Here is a 25,535-nt window from a genome sequence, read left to right on the forward strand (position 1 = left end):
CTCACATGATTTTCCCGGGGAATTCGCACCTCGAAAAGCACTTTTTCGTGACCTTTTGGCAACAGATTTGAGCAATAATCGATATTTAGAAGGTTAGTAAAAGATATAAAAGCGAAGATACGTTTGCTATTTATCAATTGATGAGGTATCTACGTTATTTTTCGCTGTCGCACTCCGTATGGAGTGCGTGGATTGAAATATCGAGATAGAGCACGTGAAAGGTTCTACAACTTGTCGCACTCCGTATGGAGTGCGTGGATTGAAATAATCTTCCGGCTGTAGTTACACCAACTGATGCATGGTCGCACTCCGTATGGAGTGCGTGGATTGAAATACAACTGCAAGGACCGGAACTGCTCCAGAGAACAAGTCGCACTCCGTATGGAGTGCGTGGATTGAAATTACCGGTACGACTAGAGATATTTGCGTAGGCTTACGTCGCACTCCGTATGGAGTGCGTGGATTGAAATTTTGCGGCAGCTTTGTGCCAAGCGCGAGTGTCAGGTTGCACTCCGTATGGAGTGTGTGGATTGAAATAAAAATTCCGGTACCAGCAAAGCCGGACAGAGCGCCAGTCGCACTCCGTATGGAGTGCGTGGATTGAAATAATCATTCCATGTTTTGTTTCGTATTCTGTAAATGGTCGCACTCCGTATGGAGTGCATGGATTGAAATTAGCTACTATGGCATTCGCGATGGGCAGCTTTGTGGTCGCACTCCGTATGGAGTGCGTGGATTGAAATCATAGAGGGTAGTAGGTGTCAAAATGAGCAATGGAAAGATCATAATGAGCAATCGGCTACTCACTCTGAGCAATCAATCAGTAGGTTTACATCTTTAGGTTTACTATCATTAGGGTTTGAGGAAGAAGAAGTATACACCGGACGCGATTCAATTATCCACATGTTGATAAGCGTAAGCCAAACAAAAGCCACCTACTATCCGACATGAAACTTTTCTCCAAAATCTAACAACGTACAACATAAAAAATGAAATGGGAATCCAGGTGGTGGAGTATATGAAATTTCACATCATATGTGATTAACTTTGCGCTGCTTATCGCTGCAATGCCGTCAGCAGAAAGCTCAACTCAATTTCCTCCAGTATAATTAAACTTCGAAGATCAGAAGTTTTGAAGATGTTATCCATATATCAACCGATGAGGAGTGTCAAGACATGTCCATACATCACATAGGTCAAAAGGTTACTTTTGCCGATATCAAAACGAGGTTGCCTCACGAAAGCTGGATGTATACACAGAATGAAGCACATGATGGTGAATTTGATGCCGAGGAAGTATGGCTGCATTCAGGTGATCTTCATATCAGTAAGTTGTTGCTGGATGAGGGGCCTTTTTTAATTATGGTGGAGGGAAATCTGATCGTTGATCGTTATATTGGAAACACAGGATCCGACGCGGCCGCTTCTAACCTGGTTGTGCTTGGTGATCTTACAACGCCTTATATGCTCGTGGGAGGGCAGGAAATATATATTACAGGTAATCTTTATGTGGAGGATATGTTCTGGGGAGATTACAACCATGGAGAATTGACGGTGAGAGGCAGCGTAGAAGGTGGGCTGCTGGTAAGTACAGAGCAATATCGAATTCAGGTTCAAGGACAGCGGAAAGTGAAGCGTCAGCTTGAAGATTGGGAGGATCACGGACCATGGAAAGGCTTTGACATGCTGGAGTTATTTGTTCCTGAGTGTGTAATTGACGAAGATACAGAAGAGCCTTTTCCATGGCGAGAAGAGATGATAAAGAGGCTGCAGCAGGGACAGCCTATTATTAAACGAGAGTATATTTATGCCGCGGAACTAGCGCCAGTTGTACCGGATTGGTTCGAAGATCATCAGTTCACAGCTGCGAACATTGAGCGTCTTACTCACCCTTCATTATTACCTGTAAGAGAGGAGGATGAGCTGCTGAACAGCTATGAGTTTTGGGTGGATGGACAGTTTTGCCGAGGTTCTGTCTACGGGGATGAGCATACGGAGGGCTATTTCCGGAGTCTGTATTTTCAAGACGACCATGGCTGTGCATTGTTGCTCAAAATAGAGCCAGCAGACCAAGCTTCAGGCTCTCCTAATGAACTTGCCGAGCAAGCGGGCACTCCTGTTTGGATGATCTCAGGCGCATATCGTTATGTGAACAGTGAGAACTCCGAATGGAGCGTATTTACGGAAGACTCACCTCCGGATATTCAGCAGTTAAGCAACCGTGGATGGGATACCTTGCTGCGGTCCGTATCAAATTACCAGTATGTCCGTACCTTGATTTTGCCGCAACGTATTCGTGATTTATTAGCGCTGCCTATCGTGGAGCCGTATGACGATTATTATGATGATGACCGGCATGGGTTGTGGATTGAAGACTTCTACTATGCATTTCGACAAGCAGGTCAAATGTATAATGATGTTCCCCAGCCAGCTATGCTGCGTATTGGTAGAGAGTATACGGATACCCAAGGGGAGACGAAGGTGGAGAAATACTTCTATACGCTGCACCAGCATGCGGACGGCACGGAAATTGTGTTAATTGAATACTCGGCTCAGGAGGAAGAGGATGAGGAAGAGCCGTTGTTGCTTGAACTTCATTATGTAGGCGGTCCCCAATTACTACATGCCGTTCAATTGCTGGAACGTGGACGCAAAGAGCTGATGCAAGCGAATCAGGATTTGCTGGATGGAGAACTGCCCTATGCTGTTGAGTCCTTTGCGAAGCGATATTGGAAATCCAAAGGATACCTGAAATAAAAGAGCTGCACTATAAAACAAGACGCCCAGACAGGATATTACACCTGACCGAGCGTCTTTATCTGTTCATTTCTATAGAAAAGTAGAAACAAGCTAAAGAGGATTAAAGATAGATAAAGATAGAGGTGGGCAAAATGTATTACTTGCGGTTCTGCTCTGCCCGTTCCACGATCATGTCAGCGAATTCCTCGGCGTGTCCTTGGGTCGCAATCGGATCAAAGTATCAGTAACGATCTTCTTGTAAATGTGTGAAACTAATGTAAGTTTTTAAAAAAAAAGGTGCTCGTCTGAGCACTTACACATTGGTATAATTTAAATTGTACAGCCAATTTGTGGTGGGAACTGGTCATCTCCTGAGAGGAGGTGATCACATGAACTTTACCTTCGAACAAGTAATGCTTTTAGCAATGTTTGTAATTGCGTTGCTGACATACATCGATCGTAAGAAGAAGTGACCCGCCACAGGTTGACCGCCGAAGGTTGGGTCACTTCGTTTTGAACTAGCACTACTCAGAGGTGATCACATCACATAAGCTGTGCAGGAGTAGCCATTGGCCTGGCTACTCTTATTTTCTCTTACTTTCATTTTATTAAACATTCATACGACATACAACCCATTCTATACATATTTTTATTCTTAACTTTAGCAGCGAAGTCCAATATGGATAGGAATGAAAACGGGAAAGCTTATTACTTTGCGAGTGCCACTCATAGCATGTTCTTGACCAACATTTTCAGAAAGGTGCTGACGAACAAACAATGAATACAAAGCAGCACATCGGTGTGATTTCATTGGAGAAGTACGTACAAAAAGGGAAGTTACCGCAATGTTTACCCATAGACGTGTCGATCACCCTGGAGCAGGCCAAAGTACAGGCGGATGAGGTGTGGAGTGTGGAGGGAGAAAAGCTGGAAGTAATCAGTATGGATTATGTAGGATATACGGTGAATATGACATTCCAGACAGATGGGAATTATTTGTTCGATAGTGTGGATGTTTGGGAGGAAGAGGCAGCAGGAGTAGAACAGGGAACAGAGCCATCTAAGTTAGTTACATTAAGGACAGCTGAAGGTATGCAGTGTTTTGCATCAGACGTAGGAATTAAGCTGGAGTGGTTTGATCTGGGAGATGAGCGAGTGTGTCTGCTGCCCAGTGCGGTGACGGTGCATTATTTGAAACGGAAAAATGAATGGAAGTTGGTTAAGATTGCGGGAGCCTATCGAAGTTTAGAGCAAGTGAGGGGCAGTTTGCGGAGTATAGCTGATGCGATGAACTAGTCAAGGTTGAACGCTAACGATCTCAGGAGAGCTTATTTCATCATATTATGGCCTTCTCCAATTCTAGCGATTGTCACTTATGCTTTGAACATTTCGGTGTAAAAAAACCAAGGCTTGAGTGTAAGCTCAAGCCTTGGTTGATGTTACGCATGTTACGTAAGTTGCAGGTTACGCATATCGCTTACGAATGCCTTCTGCAGCAGGTTTATACTTCCTTCACCTTAAAGAACGAGATGAGTTCCTGCAGCTGCTCGGATACTTCGGCTAATTCATCGGAGGCACTGACGATGGCAGCCATAGAGGTTTCCTGTTCGGCAATCGATTGTTCGATGTGCTTGGTGCTGCTCGCTGCTTTGCTGACACTTGAGGACAGCTCGTCTGCAGTTGCGGACATTTCCTGTGTGCTCGCCGAGATTTCCTCGGTGGAGCTGGAGATATCCTGAATCTGGTTAGCCACTTTGTTGGTGGCGGTACGGATGTCTTCGAAGAAAGCGCCGGTTTCACGCGTGACGTTGAGTCCTTTTTCCACCTCTTCCGAACCACGTTCCATCGCCTCGGCAGATTGTCCAATATCCCGCTGGATTTCATCGATCAGTGCACGAATCTGAGTTGCGGACTCTTGAGACTGCTCTGCCAGTTTGCGTACTTCACCAGCCACGACGGCGAACCCTTTTCCTTCTTCCCCGACACGTGCTGCTTCAATGGAAGCATTCAGGGCGAGCAGGTTAGTCTGACTGGCAATATCCGTAATAATACCCACAATGCTGCTGATCTCATTGGAACGATTTTCCAAAGATTGAATGGATGCGTATGTGTTCTGCACCGCACCTGAGATCAGGCCCATCTGATCAATCACCTGCTGCATAATTTCATGCCCGCTGTTGGATCGCTGCTCCATGCTGACAGCTTCATCCGCTACTTCGGCAGAGCTTCCGGCGATGTTCTGCACCACGGTAGACATTTCAGTCATGGCGCGTGCACTTTCCACAGTGGCTTTATCCTGAGATACCAGACCCGTAGAGATTTCCCGAATGTTGGTGCTGATGGATTGAATATTATCGTTGTTTCTCGCAGAAATATCCAGCAGTTCTCTGGACGAATTCGAGAGATGATGTGAAGTATTTTTCACTTTGAAAAGGGTTGTGTTGAAACGATCAATCATCGTATTGAATTTCTCGTTAATGATACCAAGATCATCGCGTCCCGTCTGAACGGTGACGTTCAGATTGCCTGTGCTCACTTCCTCAATACCTTTCATCAGGTTGTGAATAGGGCGCATTGTTTTTTTCAGCAGAATAAACTGCAGTACCATGAACAGGATCAGAAAGCCGATCAGGAACATCAAACCGTATGTAAGCAGTTTATTAAGTCCTTTGGGTACTGCACTTGCATCGACATCAAAGTACAGGGCTGCGTAGATGGAGCCGTCTGCTTTTTTGATGGGATACATCAGTGTAGTCCAGGTACCGAAATCGTCGGTATAAAAATCACTAAATGCCGGTCCGCCCGTCGCATTCATATCTTGGAGACCGTGTGCGATCTGGTTGGATAGCGGATACTTCGTGCCAGGCAGTAACTTCTCTTTCTCAAATGCTTCGATCAGGCTGGTCGGGATCGCATAAATCGGAGCCCCGTTATTTTCGTCCAGCTGCGAACTGAAAATATAAGCCTGCGCAATATTGGGATTAAAGGTATGAATGGAATCCAGATAGTCCCGGAGTTTGCTCTGATATGTATCGGAATAACTTTTTTCGGATACGGCCTGTTCGACCTGACTTGTGTCCAGATCCTGAGACCATTTCAGCGTTGTAATCTTAGCTTGATCGTGCAGTTGGTTAATCAGAATACTTTTTTGCAGCTGGTAAGCTGCAGTGATCAGAATAATTCCAATAAGGGCGATGCTCCCGAATGAAATGACCAGATTTTTTGCGAAAAATGGCATGGTACTCCAGCGAAGCTTTTTAAACAAGGTAGTTCACTCCTCCTGTAAAATTAAAAAGGACTTCACCTGGACGTCGTATACGCTTCGTATTGTGTTGAAATTAGGATGGACATACATCTTCATTTTCTACGAACTTCTTTAATGCAGCTGCGAAAACAACTACGGTTGCTAAAAATATAATAACGATAATTTGTTTTTAATATGCACGTATATGAAAATCCAGGTAAGTTCTACTTCTCAGTTATATCGTTATTTCGACATATTAATGTTAGGTTTTTTAATGAAAATAGGACTTATGAACTGAAACTTTTGAATTATTTTCGTGTTTTTACGTAAAAAAATGCATATGCATTTAAGCTGTGTTTATCATGCCAGGTCACAGTATGGATCACATCGATCCAGCACTGATAATTCATTTAAGATTGGCTCAAGTTTCATCCTCTACCATGGTTACACAAGCCCCGGCTGCTTATGATAAACCAAAAGGAGGATTCGTCATTTGAACCATTGAAGCTTACTTTTCCGTTAACTTGGACAGACAATGCATTAGTACGTCCGACATCCAAATAGAAATCGATCACAATAGGTGAACCTGAGCAGCAGGAACAAAGTGAGTATATAAGAATAGAACTAGAATAGGCCCTGTACCGTTCAAGCGGTTCAGGGCCTTTTGCTTATTCGGATAGGTGCTGCAGTTTCGTGGTTAACGTTCGGCAGTGCGGTCTGTATGTTCTGATGGATCTGCCGTATGCGCAGGATGCGAGTGAGCTTCGGTGTTTTCTGTGCTCGTTTGCTGAGGTGAATAGAAGTTAATGATGTCGTCAACCGTGGAAAATACAACTTGTTCAATCGGTTTATAATGATCTGTTGGAATAAAAACCTCTTTTCTGTGATGGAAATAAGTGGGCATAAATAAAGAGCTACCCGAAGGCAGCCCTCGTATCAATTACAGTTTAGTAACGTTCTCCGCTTGTGGTCCACGGTTACCTTGAGTTACTTCAAACTCGACACGCTGACCTTCGTCCAACGTTTTGTAACCATCACCTTGAATGGCGCTGAAGTGAACGAATACGTCTGTTCCTTCTTCAGTTTCGATGAAGCCAAATCCTTTGTCTGCGTTGAACCATTTTACTGTACCTGTTTGCATGTGATTCCTCCAAAAATAATAAGTTTTGTACGATCATTGGAATGAGCGGCATTCAACTCTGATGAATGCTCATCCGGCAGTTAAACCGTAGACTTGATGTCCACTAATGTATCGACCTATATGATCATAACACACGTGCCAATATAAGTCAATTTTTGAATGTATTTTCTAAAAAAATAAATTCGACCCCTCACCTTTAGAGAGCTGGCTTGATTATTGATGAGAGATTTGCGCAGTTCAGAAAGTCATAAGATCACGATATGCACGTTTAGATATTACAATTACTTCATATGCCCTATTGTTTTTAAAAATTATACATCCTTGCGAATTTTAACAGATTCCAATAATCGACAACATCAGCTAATCATAATCGATATAATATTTGTGAATATGTTGTTAGTGTGACTTCTGTCTAAGGGGGCGAGGCTATTTGCTAAGTTACACAATGAAGATGGTAGTTTTCCCACTAGGTTGTCTGCTTGTCATTGTATCCTCAAATATACTGGGACAAACATCACATCCGATATGGATGATGGTTACAGGTGCTTTACTGATCATAAGCATATGGGGCGAACAGCGTTATCCATTTCTGAGAAAGATACAGTGGCTGGTTCTTGGTGCATTTCACTATTTCAGTCAACTGAACTGGTGCAGCATGCTCTACTATATGCTTATTATTTCCATGATTCAGAACAAACAGCAGATGACACAGACCTTGCCGGTTTCACTGCTGCTCATGCTTCAATATACGCTGATCCGACTATCTTACGTTCCGATTGAACCATACACTTTGCTTGTATCCTTTTTCGATCTGCTGACTGCCATCCTGATTGTTTTTATATACCATACATTAACGAACAGCGAGTCGGAGAAACGAAAACTTCGGGAAAAGAATACATTTCTGACTCTTCATGATCCTCTGACGGGCTTGCTAAATTATGAAGGTTACGTGGAGGTGCTCCATAAAACGCTGGAGAGAGAACACTCTTTCTTGTTAGTTCTATTGAATGTCAACAATTTCAGCGGGTATAAAAAAGGATCAGATGACCCCTGGTGTTCCGTCATTACGGGGACAGGTAAGATGATTACAAACCAGTTTCCCGAAGCTTACGGGGTATCCCGGTATGCAGGGGACCGGTTTGCTGTAGTGCTGCCTCAGATGCAGCATATCGAAGAGAGGATAGCCTCCCTGCTGTCTAATCAGCTTCAAGGGCTGCAGGTAAGTTACAGCATATCGCATTATCCGAAGTTATCGCAGAACCTGCAGCAGTTCATGACTGCTGCCGAAGACCAGCTGCTTAAGCAGCAGCGCAGCCAGTGGATCAAGAATGAAGAGGAAGTCTTTCGTTCCGAAAGACTGCGGGCTGTGGGTGAGCTTGCTGCTGGCATGGCGCATGAGATTCGCAACCCACTTACCGCTATTCGCGGATTTCTGCAGCTGTCACGTGGACAAGCCTTCAATATTGCACCGTGGTATGAAGTTATTATGAGCGAGGTAACAAGGGTCACCGATTTAACGGGGGAATTTCTGCAATTTTCCAAACCGCAAGCCCATCATATGAAACCCGAAAAGCTGGCACAATGTCTGGAGCGGGTCATGTCTTTGACTGAATCGGATGCTGCTTCAAGAGGACACCGGATTACACTTCATATGAGGGATGAGTCTGTTTGTGTAAATATGGATCGCGATAAAATTGTACAAGTTCTGATCAATCTGATTCGTAACGCATTTGAAGCGATGACAGACCCCGGAGAGGTACATATCGATATGAAACAGGAAGGAAATATCGTGTTGATCTCCTTATCTGATACGGGAAGCGGGATTCCCGAGAGTTCGTTATCTGCCATTTTTAATCCGTTTTTTACAACAAAGGAAGAGGGGACAGGACTTGGCCTTGCGCTTTGTCAGAAAATTATTCAGGATCATAACGGCAAAATAACCGTACAGAGTGAGATGGGCACAGGTTCAACCTTCACATTATGTCTGCCTGCGGAGACAGTGGAAATGTAAACAGGTACATGCCAGACCAGCCAAAAAAGGGGGATAAGGCTTGCTGGGGATGTTATCAGTATCGATGAGGAAAGGGCTGTCCTGCGGCCACCGGTTGTTGATTATGATCAATGATCGATGGAGTTTCGGACAGCCCCTGTTGTGCTGCTCATTTATATAGAAGTATCTCGTGACGTAACTTTGGATACAGGAGAGATGGATAGTTTGCGCCATAACCATTCGACCGGACCAAGTGGATAGAAGCGCAGCCAGAGATGAGAGAAGATCATCAATAACAGGCAGATACCGGCCCATATCAGCAGAATGTACAGGGAAGATGGGCGTCCGCCGAATCCCAGTCCCCAGCCATAGAAGAGTATTGAGGCGATGATATTTTGTAAAATGTAACAGCTCAGCGCCATCTTGCCAATCTCGCCGAAACGCTGGAACAGCCTGTCAAATATACCTTTCTCCATCCCGTAGGCAATGATTCCAAGGTAACCAAGCGTGAGCACAGGTGCACTGATATACCGTACCCAGAGATCCATGATTCCACCGGGAATAAGTAAGAGCAGATTCAGAGGAATACCGATTCCCAGCCCGGCAATCATTAGTTTTCGGCGTTTGAGACGTCCAGACTCGTCGTTGGAGAACACTCCTGTTCGCATGAACATCGCCCCCAGCAGGAAAAGGAAGACATTCAGAGGGATGATAGCAATAGATTCAGCACGGAAAAATCCGAAATGATTCAGCCGAAACATGACCTGCTCCCACCACGTACCGGCAGCGTAGAGCTGCGTAATCGTATCCATACCATTCAAGGCTGCGCCGGATTCGAATGCCAGCAGAGCTGTAATCCCGGTCACGCCAATAACATGTATACTCCCCGCGAGCCAAATCATAACCAGGATGAAGCGCCGGGAACGGTGAATGATCAGGGAAACAATCATGCCAGTGATGGCATAACTCATCAGTACATCATATTCCATTACGAGAATGTAATGCAGTAGACCATCCAGGAGCAGAAGTGCACATGACCAGATATAAACACCAGGCCAAGTGTATCCTTCACGAACAGCCTTTTGTCGTTTTAATTCCATACCAGCCCCGAATAACAAAGTAAGCATGCCCAGAAATTTTCCGTTCACCAGTATGAGCATAATCGTCTGCAGCAAGCGGTCCCCGGAACTCCACCACGGTTCAAGAGCATTTCCAAACACAAGGTTCAGATCGCCAAGGTAAGCAAAAATCCAGATGTTCGTTCCCAGAGTTCCAATAATGGCAAAACCCCGAAGGATGTCGAGCAAGGCGATGCGTTTCATGAAATCCTCCTTTTTTTGGTACAAATGAATTAAAATTAATATAACACAGTTGTGCTAAAAAGAACAATATAAAAATCATGCTTTGTTTTCGCTTTATTAATTGGTAAATATGGTATTATTTAATTGGTGCGGTTTAATCTCAGAGACAGCCGAATATCCAGATTATTGATTTATTGCGGATGAATAAGGAGGCGCTTTTATGATTAAAAATCAATTCATGAACGTTACAACGATGAGATGGAAAACGCTGCTGTCTGCCTTTCTGGCTTTCATTGTATTTGTAATGTCGGTTACACCTGCAATCGCAGCTTCTCCCGGAAAAACGGTAAATGCTTCGGCCAGACTGGCCTACAATCTCAAAGGGCTCAAGTTTGATCGGGTCGTACAAAAGGCTTATGTTGCGGACAAGTATGTATACGTAACGCAGCGGGTAGGTGGGGCGTGTCATCTATCCAGACTGCTGATCAAAGGCAGTGATGCAGCATATGTGGATCATATGACCATTACGAACAGCGGTCATTGTCAGACACTGGATATGTATACGTACAATGGGGCGAACTATTTCTATTTCAGTTCCAAAGCCGACCCGTCCACGCGACAATATTGGTCACTTCAGGTGGCGAGGCTGCAGTACGCGGCCGGAAAAACGGTAGATTATACCGATCTTCATCGGTTCACCTATATGAATTATGCGAACAAAAATGGTTCGAGACAAGGGGAAACGTATCGGGTTGACGGCGGAGGTAACAGTAAATATACAGTGTTCCGGGTTCAGATGAAGAAGGAAAAAAATAAGGCAGATAAGGTGGTATGGTCCATATACGACACGGCTGCATTAAACAGGCTGCTTGATCAGAATAAGCAGGTTCGGATGGACAGCCCTGCTGCAGTTAAAGCTGCGGTCGCCAGTTTTACGCAGTCGGGCAGTGGAATTATTAGACCGAATGGTTCTTTCCAAGGCGTAGACTTACTCGGTAAAACTCAAATCTTTACATCTGGCGGAGCAGAAGGAGAAACTCCTCAGATCGCTAAAATTTCGAGTGCAGGTACTTATCAGTCCCTTGTGAAAATAACGAATGTCGGAAAGCGCGAAATTGAAGGTGTGCAGACGAAGAACGGAAGTGTATATTTCACGATCGTGGCCGACCCCGGAAACAAAAAGAACGGGCAGAAAATATACTACGTTTCGGATAGTTTGTTTTAAGAAACCTCAGACGGGTCTCTGAGAACTGCACTGCGGAAGAAGACTGCAAAATCTCGGGTATGCCCCAGCCGTCGTCCTCACTCTGGAAATTAAGGAGTGCCGGATGACGGTTTTTTTGTGTTGGGTATGGATGCGCAGCCCGTGATAGCGAAAATGGAAGATTTGACCTGTAAACAGATCATATGTTACATTGTTATTAACAAGTTGTTAATAACAAAATGTTAATAACAGAACGGAGGCATCAAATGTGTCTCATATAAGTGAAGAAGAGTTTCTGAAAACCTATGATGCGGGTGAATTCGAACGTCCATCGGTTACCGTCGATATGCTCGTATTTACAATCCGCAGCGGAGAACAGGAAAATTACCGCAAGCTGGCACAGCCGGAGCTTGGACTGCTGCTGATTCGCCGGGGAGGCCACCCTTTTCTCGGACAGTGGGCGCTCCCAGGAGGCTTTGTCTCGATGCAGGAATCCCTGGAAGAAGCTGCTCGGAGGGAGCTGCAGACAGAGACAGGGCTGGATGACATTTATCTGGAACAGCTCTATACATGGGGCGATGTGGACCGTGACCCGCGTACTCGTGTAATCAGCTGCTCTTATATGTCCCTTGTGGACAGCAGTGAACTGCAGCTTCAAGCCGGTGATGATGCCAGTGAGGCGAGCTGGTTTCGGGTGGAGCAGAGGTTAATTGAAGAGAAACGCCATATTCACGAACGCGGACGGGTAACGGAGCGCAGATTGCAGCTTATTTTGACCCATGAAACAGAGCAGTTATCCGCAGTTGTGGAGACGATGGATCAGGTGGAGGGGCGTGTACGGAGCAGCAGCATCAGATTGCTGGACGTTCAGGGGATCGCATTCGATCATGCCCGGATTATTCATTATGCGCTGGAGCGCCTGCGTTCCAAGATTGAATATACCGATATTGCGTTCAATCTGATGCCTGAGAAGTTTACGCTGACGGCTTTGCAGAAAGTCTATGAGATTATAAGCGGCAAAAAACTGCTGGCAGCTGCCTTTCGACGTAAAATGGCGGACTGGGTACTGGAGACGGGGGAATACACAAGCAGTGCCGGTCATCGGCCGTCCCGGCTGTACCGCCTGAATCCAGAGCGAGAAACACTATAGTTGATCTGAGAAAAAGAGAAGACTGCTAATGAAATCGGTAAGAGGTGATACCTATGGAAAAGTTTACATTTTTTTGGCGTACAGCATCGCCGTTTTCCCAATGGTTTCCCGCTAATTTTACGGTAGACGGGGTCCATTATACGAGTGCAGAGCAGTATATGATGCATCAGAAAGCACTGCTCTTTGGCGACCAGAACGCAGCAGACAAAATCATGAAGACCCGTTCGGCTTCGGCACAGAAGAAGCTGGGCAGGCAGGTCGCTGGGTTCGACCAAACGGTATGGGAGGCCGAGTGCCAGCGCATTGTCTATGAAGGCAATCGGGCTAAATTCACACAAAATGAAGACCTGCTGGCCGCTTTGCTGGACACCCGCGACACTACGCTCGTAGAAGCAAGCCCCGACGACCGGATCTGGGGAGTGGGATTGGCAGAGGAAGATGCACGAATTCGTAATCGAAAGACATGGCGGGGAACGAACTGGCTTGGCGAAATTCTTACTCGTCTGAGAGAAGAGATAGGAAGTGATCGAAATGAGTAATGTGGAGAAATACAATAAATACAATGAATCAGGCAGCAGAGTTAATGGGTCTGAACAATCTAACGCATCATCAAAACATACAGGAGTTAATTCGCGTTCCGGGCGCTCTCGTACCGCACATCAGACGTTGGAGATTCTGAAAGAAGGCGTGTACGTGAACGGATATGACCGTGCTGTTCATATCAAGAAAGATATGGAGCAGGCTGTACAGCAATCTGTTCTGTATCGGCCTTCGGAACTTACTGGTCTAGGGGAGAAGCTGCGCGCAGGATCGCAAGTCAGCTCATCCGGAAATCTGCAGAACTCCATATCTACTGGGTCTCAAGGAAAAACAGCACGGATCGAAGTCACCGGAGAAACAACGCTTGCAGCGGCAGCCCGGCTGACTGTGGAAGAAGGAAGAACAGACGTTGTCTGTCTGAATTTTGCATCAGCGAAAAACCCGGGCGGTGGTTTCCTTGGTGGAAGTCAAGCTCAAGAGGAGAGCTTGGCGCGAGCAACAGGACTGTATCCATGCATTGTCCAGATGCAGGAAATGTATGAGTACAATCGCAAGCAGCGCTCCTGCCTCTATTCAGATCATATGATCTATTCACCTCATGTGCCCGTAATCCGGGACGATTATGACCGATTGCTGGATCAATATTACACCAGCTCATTTATTACCGCTCCAGCCGTAAATGCGGGTGTGGTCAAGGAGCGAAATGAAGCGATGGATGAACAAATCAAATCTGTGATGAAGCAGCGTATTCGATATGTGCTCCAGATTGCAGCTGTGCAGGGGCATCGAAGCATCGTGCTGGGAGCTTTTGGCTGTGGTGTGTTTCGGAATAATCCGGTACAAGTTGCAGGGTATTTTGCCGATGTACTGATTGGAGAGGGATACAAGGATTATTTTGATCGTATCGTATTTGCTGTATATGACCGGAGTGCCGGACAGCGAACGCTGGAGGCGTTCAAGCGTTTGAACACAGAAGATGGAGCGTGAGATGGAAGCAGTCCTGCAGCAGCATAAACAGGTCTGAAAGTCATCCATCTTATCCGGGCAAATAAAATAGAGAAGGAAGGGATCGCATGCAGTTTCACGAACGGCAGCAGGATTTATTTGAATTAGAGGAGCATTATAGGCTGGCTCACTGTATTTCAGCAGATGCCAGAATGGGGAAGGGGATTGCGGTGCAGTTTCGGGAGCGGTTTGATCTGCAGGTACTTCAAGACCAAGCTCGGCAGGAGCCTCTGGAGATCGGGCGCTGTTATGCCGTTGGACGCACCTTTAACCTGGTTACCAAAGCGAAGTTTTCGAACAAACCAACGTATTTATCGCTGACTCAGGCAGTAGAATCGATGCGGGATGTCTGTGAGCAGCAGGGGATAACTCATCTGGCAATGCCCCGAATTGGCTGCGGGCTGGACCGCTTAAAATGGGAGAAGGTTAGCGTAATCATTCAGGACACGTTTGCGGATATGGATATCGAAATTGTTGTATGTACAATATGAGCAATGGTGCTCGGTACGATGGATGTTTCTTAACTCGGTATGATGGATGTTTCTTAAATCAAAAAAGCCTCAGCTTGGTAAGGAAGCGCGCGAGGTAGAGGGATGGATAATGCTCATGTTTTCGAATCCCTATACCAAATGGAGATGGAGCATGGTTAATATGCTCTATGCTCTAGCGAACGCTGTGCCTTTGCCGAAGCGAGGTTTTTTGTTTTTTAATCAATAGTGGAAGTGAATATTATTTTTTGGAAAACATCTCTTTGGCTTCATCCATAGCCATTTTGTTACCAATGGAAGAATAATCGAGCCAAGGCTGTGCCCCAATCGGGTATACATGGCCTGCTTTGACCGCTTTTAGTCCCTGCCAGATCGGATTGTTTTGCAGCTCCTTGAACATCGTTTGTGCCTCATCGTCCGAGTTAACCACGACAAAGATGGCGTCAGCGTCGTAGTCTGGCAGCACTTCACGCGATACAACCTGATACGGTTTGGCAGTATCCATTTCTTTGATGCCTTTGGCTGGGGTCAGGCCGAGATCATCGTATAAAATAGGACCCATGGGACGGCGTGTACTGAATACACGTAATTCCTTGGCTGTCACACGGATCGCCATCACGGTACCGTCACCGATCTGATCATGGATCAGCGATTGGACTTCCTTTGTCTCCGTGTCGTAGTCCTGAATATACTGCTCTGCTTCCTTCTCACGGTTTACCAGTTTGCCAATCTCTTTCAGGTGATCACGCCATGTACCCTGATCAAGATTGAACACATGCACAGGTGCGATTTTCTCGAACTTGGCAGTATCGTCACCGGAAAATTCCTCATCCAGATAGATGACATCCGGTTTAAGGGCAAGCAAAGCTTCCATATCAGGGTCTTTGACCGGGCCGAGCGGTGTCGTATCTTTCAGGCGATCAGCTACATGGGACAGAAACCCCTTTGCTTCGCCGCCGATGACAGAACCAACCGGAGTGATCCCGAGGGAAAGCAAATCATTGGTCAGATGGATGGACATGGATGCGATACGCGGTTCGCCGGAAGCTGCACTGCTGTTCGAATCGCCGGAGCCCGAGGTGGACGTTTTGGCTGTCCCGCAGGCTGCGAGTACCAGCACCAAACTGATGGTTAACAAAAACATAAGATTTTTCTTCAACATATTCGTTATTCTCCTTGCACATCTCTTGGATGGAATTCATATTTTTGATTGATAATCATTTGGTCCGTACCAGCAGGTATAAAAAATAAGGTGCACCAATCGCCGCAACAACAACCCCTGCCGGAATGGCATTCGGTGCAAATATCGTCCGGCCGACTGTATCGGCAGCTGTCAAAATGACCATGCCGATCAGTCCTGCGGCCGGAATCAAGTGGCGATGCATCGGCCCGACCAGTCTGCGAGCCAGATGCGGGGCGGCCAGCCCGATGAAGCCGATGCCTCCAGCCATAGATACACTGACTGCAGATAAGGCTACCGAGCAGAGCAGCAGCAGGATGCGCCGGGAACGGACCGGAGTGCCGATGCTGGTGGCAGCGGCATCCCCCAGATGGAAGGCGTCCAGCGTTTTGGAACGGCTCCAGATATAGGCGGTACACAGCACAACCCAGGGAAGCAGTGCCTGTACATGAATCCAGTCACGGCCCCACACACTGCCTGCAAGCCAGCGTGCTGCGAAGGAATACGTGTCCTCGTCCAGACGCAGGGACAGATACAGTGTAAGTGCGTGGAATCCGGCAGCGACGGCAATGCCGACCAGAATAAGTTTAATCGGCGATACGCCGCTGTTTTTGTCATAGGACAGCAGCATGATGATCAGAGCAGCAGCCGTACTGCCGGCAAAAGCAAAGAGCGGAATCAGCAGAGCCACCAAGGTGTCCATACTGAACGACAGGCTGACAAACACAATCAGCCCAAAGGCAGCTCCGGCATGCAGGCCCAGAATTCCCGGGTCGGCAAGTGCGTTGCGTGTAATCCCCTGCAGGGCTGCTCCTGCAATTCCCAGCCCCGCTCCAGCAAGGACGGTCACCAGAATGCGAGGCAGGCGGTAATCAAACAGGATGATTTGGTCCTGTTCGTTTCCTTGTCCCAGGAAGGTCTGTATGACAGCCAGAGGTGACACCCGCACTGTGCCTGTGTTCAGACTGATGAGGATCACCAGTGCTCCCAGACAGAGCAGGACGACGCTGATCATTAGCGATCTTTGGCCGCGCGAGAGCTGATTGAATTTCTTCAGACATCTTGCTGCGGAGTTCTTTCCCCGTTTCATCACTACAAAGCCCTCCTTTCCTTGCGGGCCAGATAGAGGAAGAACGGTACACCGACAAAGGCAACCATGATGCCTACTGCGAGCTCCTGAGGAGGATTCGCGATTCGTGCCCCAAGATCGGCCAGCACCAGCAGTATTGCCCCGAGCAGCGAAGACATTGGAATGATAAGCCGATAATCGACGCCCACCAGTTTACGAGACATATGAGGAATCACCAGACCTACAAATCCAATGGAACCTACAGCCGAGACGGACACACCCGCGAGTACCACGACAGCGGTAAGGGCAAGAAAACGGGTCCAGCGCAGATTCATCCCGAGATTAATGGCGACCTCTTCTCCCAGAGACATGAGCGAAATGCGCCGGGCGAGCGGCATAGTCAACAGCAGCGTAAGCAGCAGCACGGGAAGAACCAGTTTCAGATGACGCCATTCCATGCCTCCAAAACCACCTGCGTACCAGAAGGCCAAGTCCTGGCTCAAGTCAAAATAAATGGCTACCCCTGTACTTAGTGAACCAAGCATGGCAGCGATCACTGCGCCAGCCACCGTGAGCCTGATGGAGCTCAAGCCCCCGGGTGCTGCCATACCGAGAAGGAAGATGAGCAGTGTGCCGAGCACAGCACCTATGAAGGACAAAAGCATGATCCAGCCATAAGGTAATCCTGGCCAGAAGGCAAAACTCAGTGCCACTACAAATGCAGCTCCAGCGTTAATACCGAGAATGCCGGTGTCGGCCAGCGGATTGCGAGTAATGCCCTGCATTAGTGCCCCAGCCACGGCGAATGCCGCTCCAATGACAGCAGCAGCCAGTACACGCGGCAGCCGCAGCTCGTGAATGATCTGATGAGATGTCACAGAAGGGGTATATTGAAACACGGCGGTCCAGACCGTTTCCAGTGTTAAGCCCTTGGCTCCCAAGGAAATGGCGGCAAACATGCTAATCAGCAGGAAGGCGATGGCAGACAGGAACATCAGACCAATGGTTACGGTAGAACGTTGTTTACTTGACGGGCGATGAGGCAGTCCCGGGTGTTGGATACGGGTCACTCCTTTATAACAAATAACAGCTTTCGTTGTTATTGATTATCATTATCAATTAGTGATTATTATAAAATCTTAATCCAGGCCCGTACATGGCATAAATTAAGATTTGGGAAATGGACATTTTATAGATTACAAAAGTGCAGGCTTGTTCGTCAACATCGAGAGTGCTTCATCAAGCTGGATGTTGATGGAATATGGGGCGTAAACAACCCACGCGTTCCAATCGACGAGATGAACTCGCCCGCTGTGAACGGCAGGATGGCTGTTCCATAGCGGATCATTCTTTAATTTTTGCATCAGAGCCGCTCGATTATGCATGCTGTCAGTCGCAAGCACAAGGACATCTGCTTCCAAGCCGTCCCACTCACCGGGAGTGAAAGACATCCAGTTGAAGCCAACCCCCGGAGCTTTACCTTGCAGTTCAGCCTGAATCCGCTTCGGTGCAGCAAGTTGTAACGTGCGGTAGAAAACATGACCGAAGTTACGGTGACTGTACATCCTTGGCCCTTTGGCTGTCAACGTACCTACAGCAACAGTGAGGCTGCCAGCCTGTTCTTTAATCTTTTTGCGTGCTCGCTCCGCTTTGCGCTCATGTCGATCTATCCATTCTTTTGCCGCCTGTGTGCGGTCTACAATGGAAGCAATTTGTTCCAGATGACCGAACATGTCGGTTTGGTTCCACGGAATCGTAATAATCGGTGCGACATCACCAATATGCTCTATCGCTTTAGCCGCGGCGTTATCTTTGGTCAGGATCAGATCGGGATTCACATCCAGAAAAGCCTGCCGTCCTTGTTCCCAAGGTTCATACGCATGAAAAGGCATTTGTAGTGACCGAGGCAGATGCGGCAGATGACCCTGGATTTGGGCTGCGCAGGGTGTGATCCCGAGAGTCATGAGATGATCGGTATAGGGATAAGAAAGTGAAACAATATTGCGGTGAACCTGTTTGGCATAAGCCGTTGGTGCATATCCGGCATGGTTGCGGAAACGCCTGCTGAAATAGAACTCATCACGATAACCGACCTCCCGTGCGATATCCCGTATGCGCAGATCCGAGGTCAGCAGCATCTCCTTGGCCCGGTTCATGCGCAGATGAGTGATGTACTCAATTGGATTTTTCTGCATTCGGCTCTTGAAGAGCTGGGAGTAGTAGGATGGATGCATGCCAGCCAGCTCAGCGAGTGTATCCAGTTTGATCTCATGCATGTAATGCTGCTGCATATATTGAAGTGTTGATTTGAGCCACGACTCGGGATCATCCTGTTCCGGTTCTGCAGCAGGGCTTGAATTATCTTCAGGCCAGAGCATACAGAGCAGCTCAGTCAGCAGCAGCTGTACTTTGATTTCACGGGGGGCTGCTTGGTGATCGGGTTGTGCGAGCTCGGTCAGCTGGGCGGCGATACGTTGAATGCCGTAAAAAGGACCTTGAATCCATCCCGCAACAGGTGAACCATGTTCACGTTCATAGATGCGCCTCGCCTCTGTTTTCTCCGTAACACGAAACAGGTCAAATTCTACAATATACAGCTCGGCATCGTGATCGACATCCGATAGCAGTTCCAGACTTGTTCCAGGCGGGTATAGGCAGGCTGCTTTACGAACGACACGAGTCTGCTCGGTGCCCGCGATATGTGTGCCATTGAATCGGTGCATGTAGATGAAGGTATGATGCGGGAGCTCATCTGAACGCGAATGGAAGCTGCTTGATGTGTTAACATACACTGCCCGTCGAAGCTCAATCAAGGTATGGTCCAGGAACTGGTTAAACTCTGCGCGAAAAGCTGTGTTTTTTGAGGAAAGCTCGGCGTTCTTACTAGTTAATGATGCCCTGCTGCTGCTGGTCATGAAGTATTGTGCAAGTTTGCCCGGAGCGGTCTGGGCGGAACGTTGATTATTAGAATCGCCCAAAGGGCGCTCATGTTTATCGTCTGAAGGTATGCGGCTATGGTCGATATTCGGTTCGCTGATCATGGCTTACCTTCCTTTCTATTTGTTACTCTTGTTGTGCTTATTACTTCTATACTTGTATATTTCAACCTTTATCCTTCAATTTCTATATTTCAACTTACTTGAATTTCTTTATTTCCATTTAGACATTTATTCATCTTATGATTTACTATCAATCCATTTCTCTTGTGAGAAGGGATAGTGCCAAATCACAAGAGATTAATTGAGGCGGCTGTCGTATCCATTTCTGCCGGCCCTGCCTTCGATTGATATACATTCTAGTATATGGTGGTCCGGCTTGTCTCCAAATCATCTTAGCAAATCTGATGCGGAAATGAAATGCAATCAAGGGCAGCATCATTTTCTGACGAAAGGGCTCCTTTTTGGTAAAATAAGAGAGATACGATATTGGCAGGATTGAAAAGGTAGATGGGCAGTACCGAAATATGCGTTAGGGAGGATGCACTTATGGCACGTAAAGCAGGGCAGGATAAGGTACGTTGGGGCATTATGGGCACGGGATGGATTGCTTCCCAGTTTGCCAAAGATCTGGAGCATGCCGGTAACGCGGTAAAAGCTGCAGTTGGCTCACGGACAGCAGGCAGTGCAGAAAAGTTTGCTGCCGAATACGGTTTTGAACACGCTTACGCTTCATATGATGAACTGCTGCGGGACCCTGATTTGGATATCATCTACGTGGCCACTCCACATCCGGTACATAAGGAAAATGTGATGGCTTGCCTTGAAGCAGGGAAAGCGGTGCTCTGTGAGAAACCGTTTACGATGAATTCACGTCAGTTGGAACAGCTGGTGGAAACGGCGCGTGAGCAAAAGCTTTTTCTCATGGAGGGTATGTGGACCCGTTTCCTGCCGACGATTGCCCAGGCACGCGCCTGGATTGCAGAAGGACGGATCGGTGAGGTGCGAATGGTTCAGGCAGACTTTGGATTCCGTATCGGTTGGGAGCCGGAAGGCAGACTGCTTAACCCGGATCTGGGCGGTGGTGCCTTGCTGGATGCCGGGGTGTATCCACTTTCTTTTGCGTCAATGATCTTTGGCGAACAGCCTCAGCATGTATGGAGCACGGCACATATCGGGGAAACAGGTGTAGACGAACAATTTTCTGTCCTGCTGTCGTATTCCGAAGGGCGGTCAGCTTCATTAAATGGCGCGATTCGTTTGAATCTGAACAATGAGGCTGTCATTTACGGCACGGAAGGCCGAATTCGTCTGCCGTTTTTCCTTGCAGGTAAAGAAGCGTATTTACATGTGAACGGACAGGATGAACCAGAGAAATTTGTGGATGACCGGACTTGTATCGGATATGCCTTTGAAGCAGAAGAGGCTGGACGATGCATCCTGCAGGGCCGCACAGAGAGCAGCACAATGAAGCTGGACGAGTCGCTGGAAATCATGAAGCTGATGGATACAGTCCGCCGTCAATGGGGCCTGCGTTACAGATCGGAGTAAGTGTGCCGGATTGTGCGAGAAAGTGTGATGGGACGGACATTGTGTGAAGTTGATAAATTAATGATAGGCTGCATATTGAAAGGATGATATCAGGGGGAGAGCGGATGAAAAGAATATTGATATCAGGCTTTGAGCCTTTTGGCGGGGATGTCATAAATCCGACGGGGGCGTTGATGCAGGCATTACATCATGAGGCCCTGGAGGGTGCGGTAATCAAAACAATACTGCTGCCTGTGCATTTTGATGAATGTGCAGAGCTGTTGATTGCAGAAATGAAGGCTTTTCAGCCGGATGTTGTTATCTCATGCGGCTTGGCAAAAGGCCGAACAGCCATCACACCAGAGCGCATCGCGATAAATGTTAAAGACACCCCGCCCGGATCTTACGGGGATAATCAGGGTCAGCGTCCTGTGGACGAGCCCATTGCGGCGGGAAGTCCCGACGGGTTATTTTCCACCCTGCCCATCCGGGCGATGGTCAATGAAATGGCAGCAGCAGGTATACCGGCAGCTGTCTCAAATACGGCAGGAACTTATATATGTAACAACACGATGTATCGGGTGCTGGATTATATTCGGTTGGAGCAGCTGTCTGTGCAGGCGGGATTTATACATTTTCCGGCCTCTACAGAAATGGCAGCATCGGCGCCGTCAGTCCCTTCTTTACCGCTGTCCATGATGCTGGATGCACTGCGGATCATAATCCGCACGATTGTGTCAGAGACAGAAACAAACACACAGGTGGAAACAATCAAATAAACTGAGTGCAAATAAAACCAACCGTCGAACGAACGAATCAACGAAAGGGCATCTCCAATACGTCACAAAGGTGGCGAGAGGAGATGCCCTAATTCACATGCATATTTAGATTGATGTTTACGTATATCCGCCAATTAGAGGAAGGTTTTGCGAGCTATTGTCCAATATTAAGGAGGTGGACGTTGATTAACCTCAAAGATACTTCGCGTTAGCTCCAATGATACTGCACGATTATATGGCGCAAATTCTAACGATCTCAGCGGACGCTATGCTATGTGCGCCAATTCAGGCGCTTTTAACATTCTAACGATCTGTAGGAACGCTATTTCACGAAAATCAACAAGAGTGAGATCAAAAAGAGTTGTTTTCGGCGAAATAAGGTTTTTGAGGGTCGTTAGATATTGTAGAGTGCAGAAATGGGCCAAATAAGCTCTGTGAGCCTGTGAGGATCTTTAGAGATCGTTAGCAGTTGGTCATCCGAATAATGTGAAGATCAGATCCGTAACAGGTTCAGGTCGAACTCGGGAACCAGTTTTTCTTTCATCGCACGCCCCAGCAGTGCAGTAATGGCGGCATATCCGTCTTCGCCCAGATTGGCACTGAATTCATTGACATACAGATCGATATGTTGAGCAGCCACCTCCGGATCCATTTCCTGTGCGTGTTCCATGACGTAGGATTTCGACTCCTCTGGATGCGCCCAAGCATACTCCACAGAAGCACGGGCCCAATCAGCGAGTGCATGAGCGTCCAGATCACGGCGTGCAATGATCGCACCCAGTGGAATCGGTAAGCCCGTGTCATTTTCCCACCAGCTGCCAAGGTCTGTCATCAGCTGCAGGTTATAGTTCTGGTACGTAAAGCGTGCTTCATGAATGACCAGTCCGGCATCAATCTGACCGTCGCGAACGGCAGGCATTATTTTGTCAAAGGGCATGACCACAATTTCCCCGACACCGCCAGGTACATTTTGCGCGGCCCATAGACGGAATAGGAGATAGGCTGTAGAACGCTCACTTGGTACGGCAACCCGTCGTCCAGACAGGTATGCTGGATCGGTTGTATCATTAGCTGTCAAAACCAATGGACCGCAGCCTCTACCAAGAGCACCGCCAGCAGGTAACAAAGCATAGTTTTCCAGCACATAAGGCAGCGCTGCATAAGAGATTTTCATCACTTCCGGAATCTCCGGTCCGACAGGGCTCGCAGCAAGGCCGTTAGTAATGTCAATATCCGCATATCGAACCTTAAGTTCAGGCGCGCCAGGAATTAATCCGTGCACCCATGCGTGGAAGATGAATGTATCGTTAGGACAAGGGGAAAAAGCAATATTCATGATGTGATAACCTCCCGTAAAATAGAACTTGCTGCCTGGAGCGCATCCAGGGCATCCTTGATGCGCCAAGCGTCGCGGTCGCGTGGACCGACCGCGTTGGATATGCCGCGCAGTTCGAGCACCGGCAGGCCGAACTGCTGCGCGGCAGCTGCCACGCCGAAGCCTTCCATGCCTTCGGCGGCAGCATCCGGCACGCGGCGCAGCAGCTCCGCAGCCGTCTGGGCTGTCCCGGTCGCCGTGGACACGGTGACCGCGGTGCCCCCGCTGACAGCGAGCCCTGCCCGCTGCAGCTCATGGCGAAGGCGCGCGGCAAGCACCGCGTCCGCCGCCACACGGGACGAGCCGAATCCGAGCTCGTCCACAGAGAGAAAGCCGTCTGGCGTCTGCGAGCCCAGATCGGCAGCAGTCATGGCGTCGGCTACCACGATGGAGCCGACGTCCGCCCGGCCGGGGAACCCGCCGCCGATGCCGGCACTGATCACCAGCCCATAGGCTGATGATCGTGCGCCGGTCCCGGCAGCGGGCCCCGGCCCTGAAGATGCGGCAGAAGCCTGTGCCGCATCCAACTCAGCTGGCGCAGCGGTGCCCTGCGCCAGCTCATGTGCACTTGCCGCTGCTGAAGCAAAAGCTATGGCAGCGGCAGTTCCTGCTGCGGCCGAGGCAGGGCCAACGCCCGCCGCAATGACATCAAAGCAAGCTGCAGCTTGCTCACCCAATCCGCGAAGAACGGCATCCTTTTCTGCATCAACTGCTGTTACAATCAGCACGCGTGAAGAAGCATAGAGTTCATTCAGAGAGTCTTTGGTGTCTGAAATTAAACTTGGATTCTGGCTTGAACTTGTATTTGTATTTGTATTTTTAGTTGAACTTGAAGAAGCATCTAAAGTAGAACTCGAGGTTGAAGTAAAACTCGAGCTTGAAGTAGAACTCAAACTCGAACTTGAAGTAGGATCCGAAGTAGAACCCCAAGTAGAATTTGAAGCTGAGTTTGAACTTGCAGTCACTGAGGCGTTTATCCCGGCTGTTTCTGAGGGATCACTGCTGCGGGCCGCTGCATATAAACGGTTGTTACGTTCAGCAGGCTGTGGTTGTCTAGTCATTTTCAAATGCTCCTTATAAATGAAATAAATCATAAACGAAATAAACGATAATGAAATATAACGCAACATAATCAAAATAACATGAAGACATCAATGAAATGATTTGAATCGAATGGACCCAGAGATATAAACCAAAACATATAAACCAAAACATATAAACCAAAACATATAAACCGAGATATAAACCTAAATTATGAACCAAAAAGATATGAACCAAAAAGATATGAACCAAAAAGATATGAACCAAAAAGATATGAATCCAATATTTAAACTAAATGAAACAATAAAAAAGAGATGCTGCAAAATTTAAAAGTAGATGTCAGGTAGATAATTAGACCACACAGTAAGCAAGAAAATGATCTTCAAGTCTTTCTAATCTTTAAAGATTGAAACTTTATAGTCTGTTACATTGAGTGTCCATAACAAGAGGACAAATAGGGGTGTTTGTCTTTCAAAGAGTGGACAAAGCTCTCAAAAAGATACTATCTTTTGTCCATAGATTTAGATACTATATATAGACTAAAATCTTAATAATAAAACTTTTTATCTATATGTAGGTCAGGGGTGATGAGGGGGCGATCTGAAATATTTGTCCGCCTTTTGATAAACAAATCTCTGAAATGTGCACGAGAGACGGACGAGTTGGAAACGATTTGAAGTATTTTAGATACCCAATTTCACTAACCTGATCTAAATAACTTAATTTCAATATCCTGAGCAGCACAACGCAACTCAACAAACCTAAACAGCACGACTAACCAAAAAAATAAGACTCTCCTAATAAGGTGACTAACTTATATAAT

The 25,535-nt window shown here is 47.3% G+C and carries 19 protein-coding genes and 1 CRISPR repeat array; of the genes, 10 read left to right on the forward strand and 9 right to left on the reverse strand.

Annotated features, from left to right (window positions below):
- Positions 1–166 precede the first annotated feature (166 nt).
- A CRISPR array of direct repeats spans positions 167–743; the repeat unit is 33 nt; unit sequence GTCGCACTCCGTATGGAGTGCGTGGATTGAAAT.
- A gap of 433 nt (positions 744–1,176) precedes the next feature.
- Both MKY97_RS05465 and MKY97_RS05470 read left to right on the forward strand, forming a co-directional pair.
- Positions 1,177–2,757 carry a hypothetical protein gene (locus tag MKY97_RS05465; RefSeq protein WP_342554491.1) on the forward strand — a complete coding sequence of 527 codons (1,581 nt, stop codon included), beginning with the start codon at positions 1,177–1,179 and terminating at the stop codon, positions 2,755–2,757.
- 759 nt (positions 2,758–3,516) lie between these two features.
- The gene (locus MKY97_RS05470) at positions 3,517–4,035 is read left to right on the forward strand and encodes a hypothetical protein (protein ID WP_342554492.1); all 519 of its coding nucleotides are present in this window, start codon (positions 3,517–3,519) and stop codon (positions 4,033–4,035) included.
- Positions 4,036–4,240: 205 nt separating this feature from the next.
- On the opposite strand, the gene MKY97_RS05475 is transcribed toward MKY97_RS05470, so the two are convergent.
- Together MKY97_RS05475 and MKY97_RS05480 are read right to left on the reverse strand one after the other, a co-directional pair.
- The gene (locus MKY97_RS05475) at positions 4,241–5,977 is read right to left on the reverse strand and encodes a HAMP domain-containing methyl-accepting chemotaxis protein (RefSeq protein WP_342556241.1); all 1,737 of its coding nucleotides are present in this window, start codon (positions 5,975–5,977) and stop codon (positions 4,241–4,243) included.
- Positions 5,978–6,923: 946 nt separating this feature from the next.
- Positions 6,924–7,124: a cold-shock protein gene (locus MKY97_RS05480; RefSeq protein ID WP_090917732.1), complete on the reverse strand. Its 201-nt coding sequence runs from the start codon at positions 7,122–7,124 to the stop codon at positions 6,924–6,926.
- 430 nt (positions 7,125–7,554) lie between these two features.
- Here MKY97_RS05480 and MKY97_RS05485 point away from each other — a divergent pair, with 430 nt between their 5' ends.
- Positions 7,555–9,135, forward strand: coding sequence for an ATP-binding protein (locus MKY97_RS05485; RefSeq protein ID WP_342554493.1), 1,581 nt, complete (start codon positions 7,555–7,557; stop codon positions 9,133–9,135).
- Between the two features lie 152 nt (positions 9,136–9,287).
- Here MKY97_RS05485 and MKY97_RS05490 read toward each other — a convergent pair whose 3' ends face one another.
- Positions 9,288–10,436: a DUF418 domain-containing protein gene (locus MKY97_RS05490; protein WP_342554494.1), complete on the reverse strand. Its 1,149-nt coding sequence runs from the start codon at positions 10,434–10,436 to the stop codon at positions 9,288–9,290.
- A gap of 199 nt (positions 10,437–10,635) precedes the next feature.
- Between MKY97_RS05490 and MKY97_RS05495 the strand changes: the two genes are divergently transcribed.
- The 5 genes from MKY97_RS05495 (at position 10,636) to MKY97_RS05515 (ending at position 14,805) form a co-directional block, all read left to right on the forward strand.
- Complete coding sequence (locus MKY97_RS05495; protein ID WP_342554495.1) at positions 10,636–11,640, forward strand: helveticin J family class III bacteriocin; 1,005 nt, start codon at positions 10,636–10,638, stop codon at positions 11,638–11,640.
- A 247-nt stretch (positions 11,641–11,887) separates the two neighbouring features.
- On the forward strand, positions 11,888–12,769 hold the full coding sequence (locus tag MKY97_RS05500) for an NUDIX domain-containing protein (protein ID WP_342554496.1): 882 nt from the start codon (positions 11,888–11,890) through the stop codon (positions 12,767–12,769).
- Positions 12,770–12,822: 53 nt separating this feature from the next.
- The gene (locus MKY97_RS05505) at positions 12,823–13,308 is read left to right on the forward strand and encodes an NADAR family protein (RefSeq protein WP_342554497.1); all 486 of its coding nucleotides are present in this window, start codon (positions 12,823–12,825) and stop codon (positions 13,306–13,308) included.
- The gene (locus MKY97_RS05510) at positions 13,301–14,296 is read left to right on the forward strand and encodes a TIGR02452 family protein (RefSeq protein ID WP_342554498.1); all 996 of its coding nucleotides are present in this window, start codon (positions 13,301–13,303) and stop codon (positions 14,294–14,296) included. Before MKY97_RS05505 ends, MKY97_RS05510 begins: the two co-directional genes overlap by 8 nt.
- A gap of 86 nt (positions 14,297–14,382) precedes the next feature.
- The gene (locus MKY97_RS05515; RefSeq protein WP_342554499.1) at positions 14,383–14,805 is read left to right on the forward strand and encodes a macro domain-containing protein; all 423 of its coding nucleotides are present in this window, start codon (positions 14,383–14,385) and stop codon (positions 14,803–14,805) included.
- A 238-nt stretch (positions 14,806–15,043) separates the two neighbouring features.
- Here MKY97_RS05515 and MKY97_RS05520 read toward each other — a convergent pair whose 3' ends face one another.
- From MKY97_RS05520 to MKY97_RS05535, 4 genes are all read right to left on the reverse strand, one after another.
- Positions 15,044–15,961, reverse strand: a complete 918-nt coding sequence (locus MKY97_RS05520) for an iron-hydroxamate ABC transporter substrate-binding protein (protein WP_342556242.1) — start codon at positions 15,959–15,961, stop codon at positions 15,044–15,046.
- 58 nt (positions 15,962–16,019) lie between these two features.
- Complete coding sequence (locus MKY97_RS05525; protein ID WP_342556243.1) at positions 16,020–17,072, reverse strand: iron ABC transporter permease; 1,053 nt, start codon at positions 17,070–17,072, stop codon at positions 16,020–16,022.
- Between the two features lie 2 nt (positions 17,073–17,074).
- Positions 17,075–18,046, reverse strand: coding sequence for an iron ABC transporter permease (locus MKY97_RS05530; RefSeq protein ID WP_342556244.1), 972 nt, complete (start codon positions 18,044–18,046; stop codon positions 17,075–17,077).
- 201 nt (positions 18,047–18,247) lie between these two features.
- Entirely contained in the window at positions 18,248–20,092 is a 1,845-nt protein-coding gene (locus MKY97_RS05535) for an AraC family transcriptional regulator (protein ID WP_342554500.1), read from the reverse strand.
- A gap of 444 nt (positions 20,093–20,536) precedes the next feature.
- On the opposite strand from MKY97_RS05535, the gene MKY97_RS05540 reads away from it, so the two are divergent.
- Both MKY97_RS05540 and MKY97_RS05545 read left to right on the forward strand, forming a co-directional pair.
- Entirely contained in the window at positions 20,537–21,538 is a 1,002-nt protein-coding gene (locus MKY97_RS05540; protein WP_342554501.1) for a Gfo/Idh/MocA family oxidoreductase, read from the forward strand.
- 104 nt (positions 21,539–21,642) lie between these two features.
- Positions 21,643–22,296, forward strand: coding sequence for a pyroglutamyl-peptidase I (locus MKY97_RS05545; RefSeq protein WP_342554502.1), 654 nt, complete (start codon positions 21,643–21,645; stop codon positions 22,294–22,296).
- Positions 22,297–22,789: 493 nt separating this feature from the next.
- Here MKY97_RS05545 and MKY97_RS05550 read toward each other — a convergent pair whose 3' ends face one another.
- Together MKY97_RS05550 and MKY97_RS05555 are read right to left on the reverse strand one after the other, a co-directional pair.
- Positions 22,790–23,632 carry a 1,4-dihydroxy-6-naphthoate synthase gene (locus MKY97_RS05550; protein ID WP_342554503.1) on the reverse strand — a complete coding sequence of 281 codons (843 nt, stop codon included), beginning with the start codon at positions 23,630–23,632 and terminating at the stop codon, positions 22,790–22,792.
- Positions 23,629–24,426: a futalosine hydrolase gene (locus tag MKY97_RS05555; protein WP_342556245.1), complete on the reverse strand. Its 798-nt coding sequence runs from the start codon at positions 24,424–24,426 to the stop codon at positions 23,629–23,631. Before MKY97_RS05555 ends, MKY97_RS05550 begins: the two co-directional genes overlap by 4 nt.
- Positions 24,427–25,535 lie beyond the last annotated feature (1,109 nt).

Origin of the sequence: Paenibacillus sp. FSL R7-0652, from assembly GCF_038595045.1 — a bacterium.
Taxonomy (GTDB): domain Bacteria; phylum Bacillota; class Bacilli; order Paenibacillales; family Paenibacillaceae; genus Paenibacillus.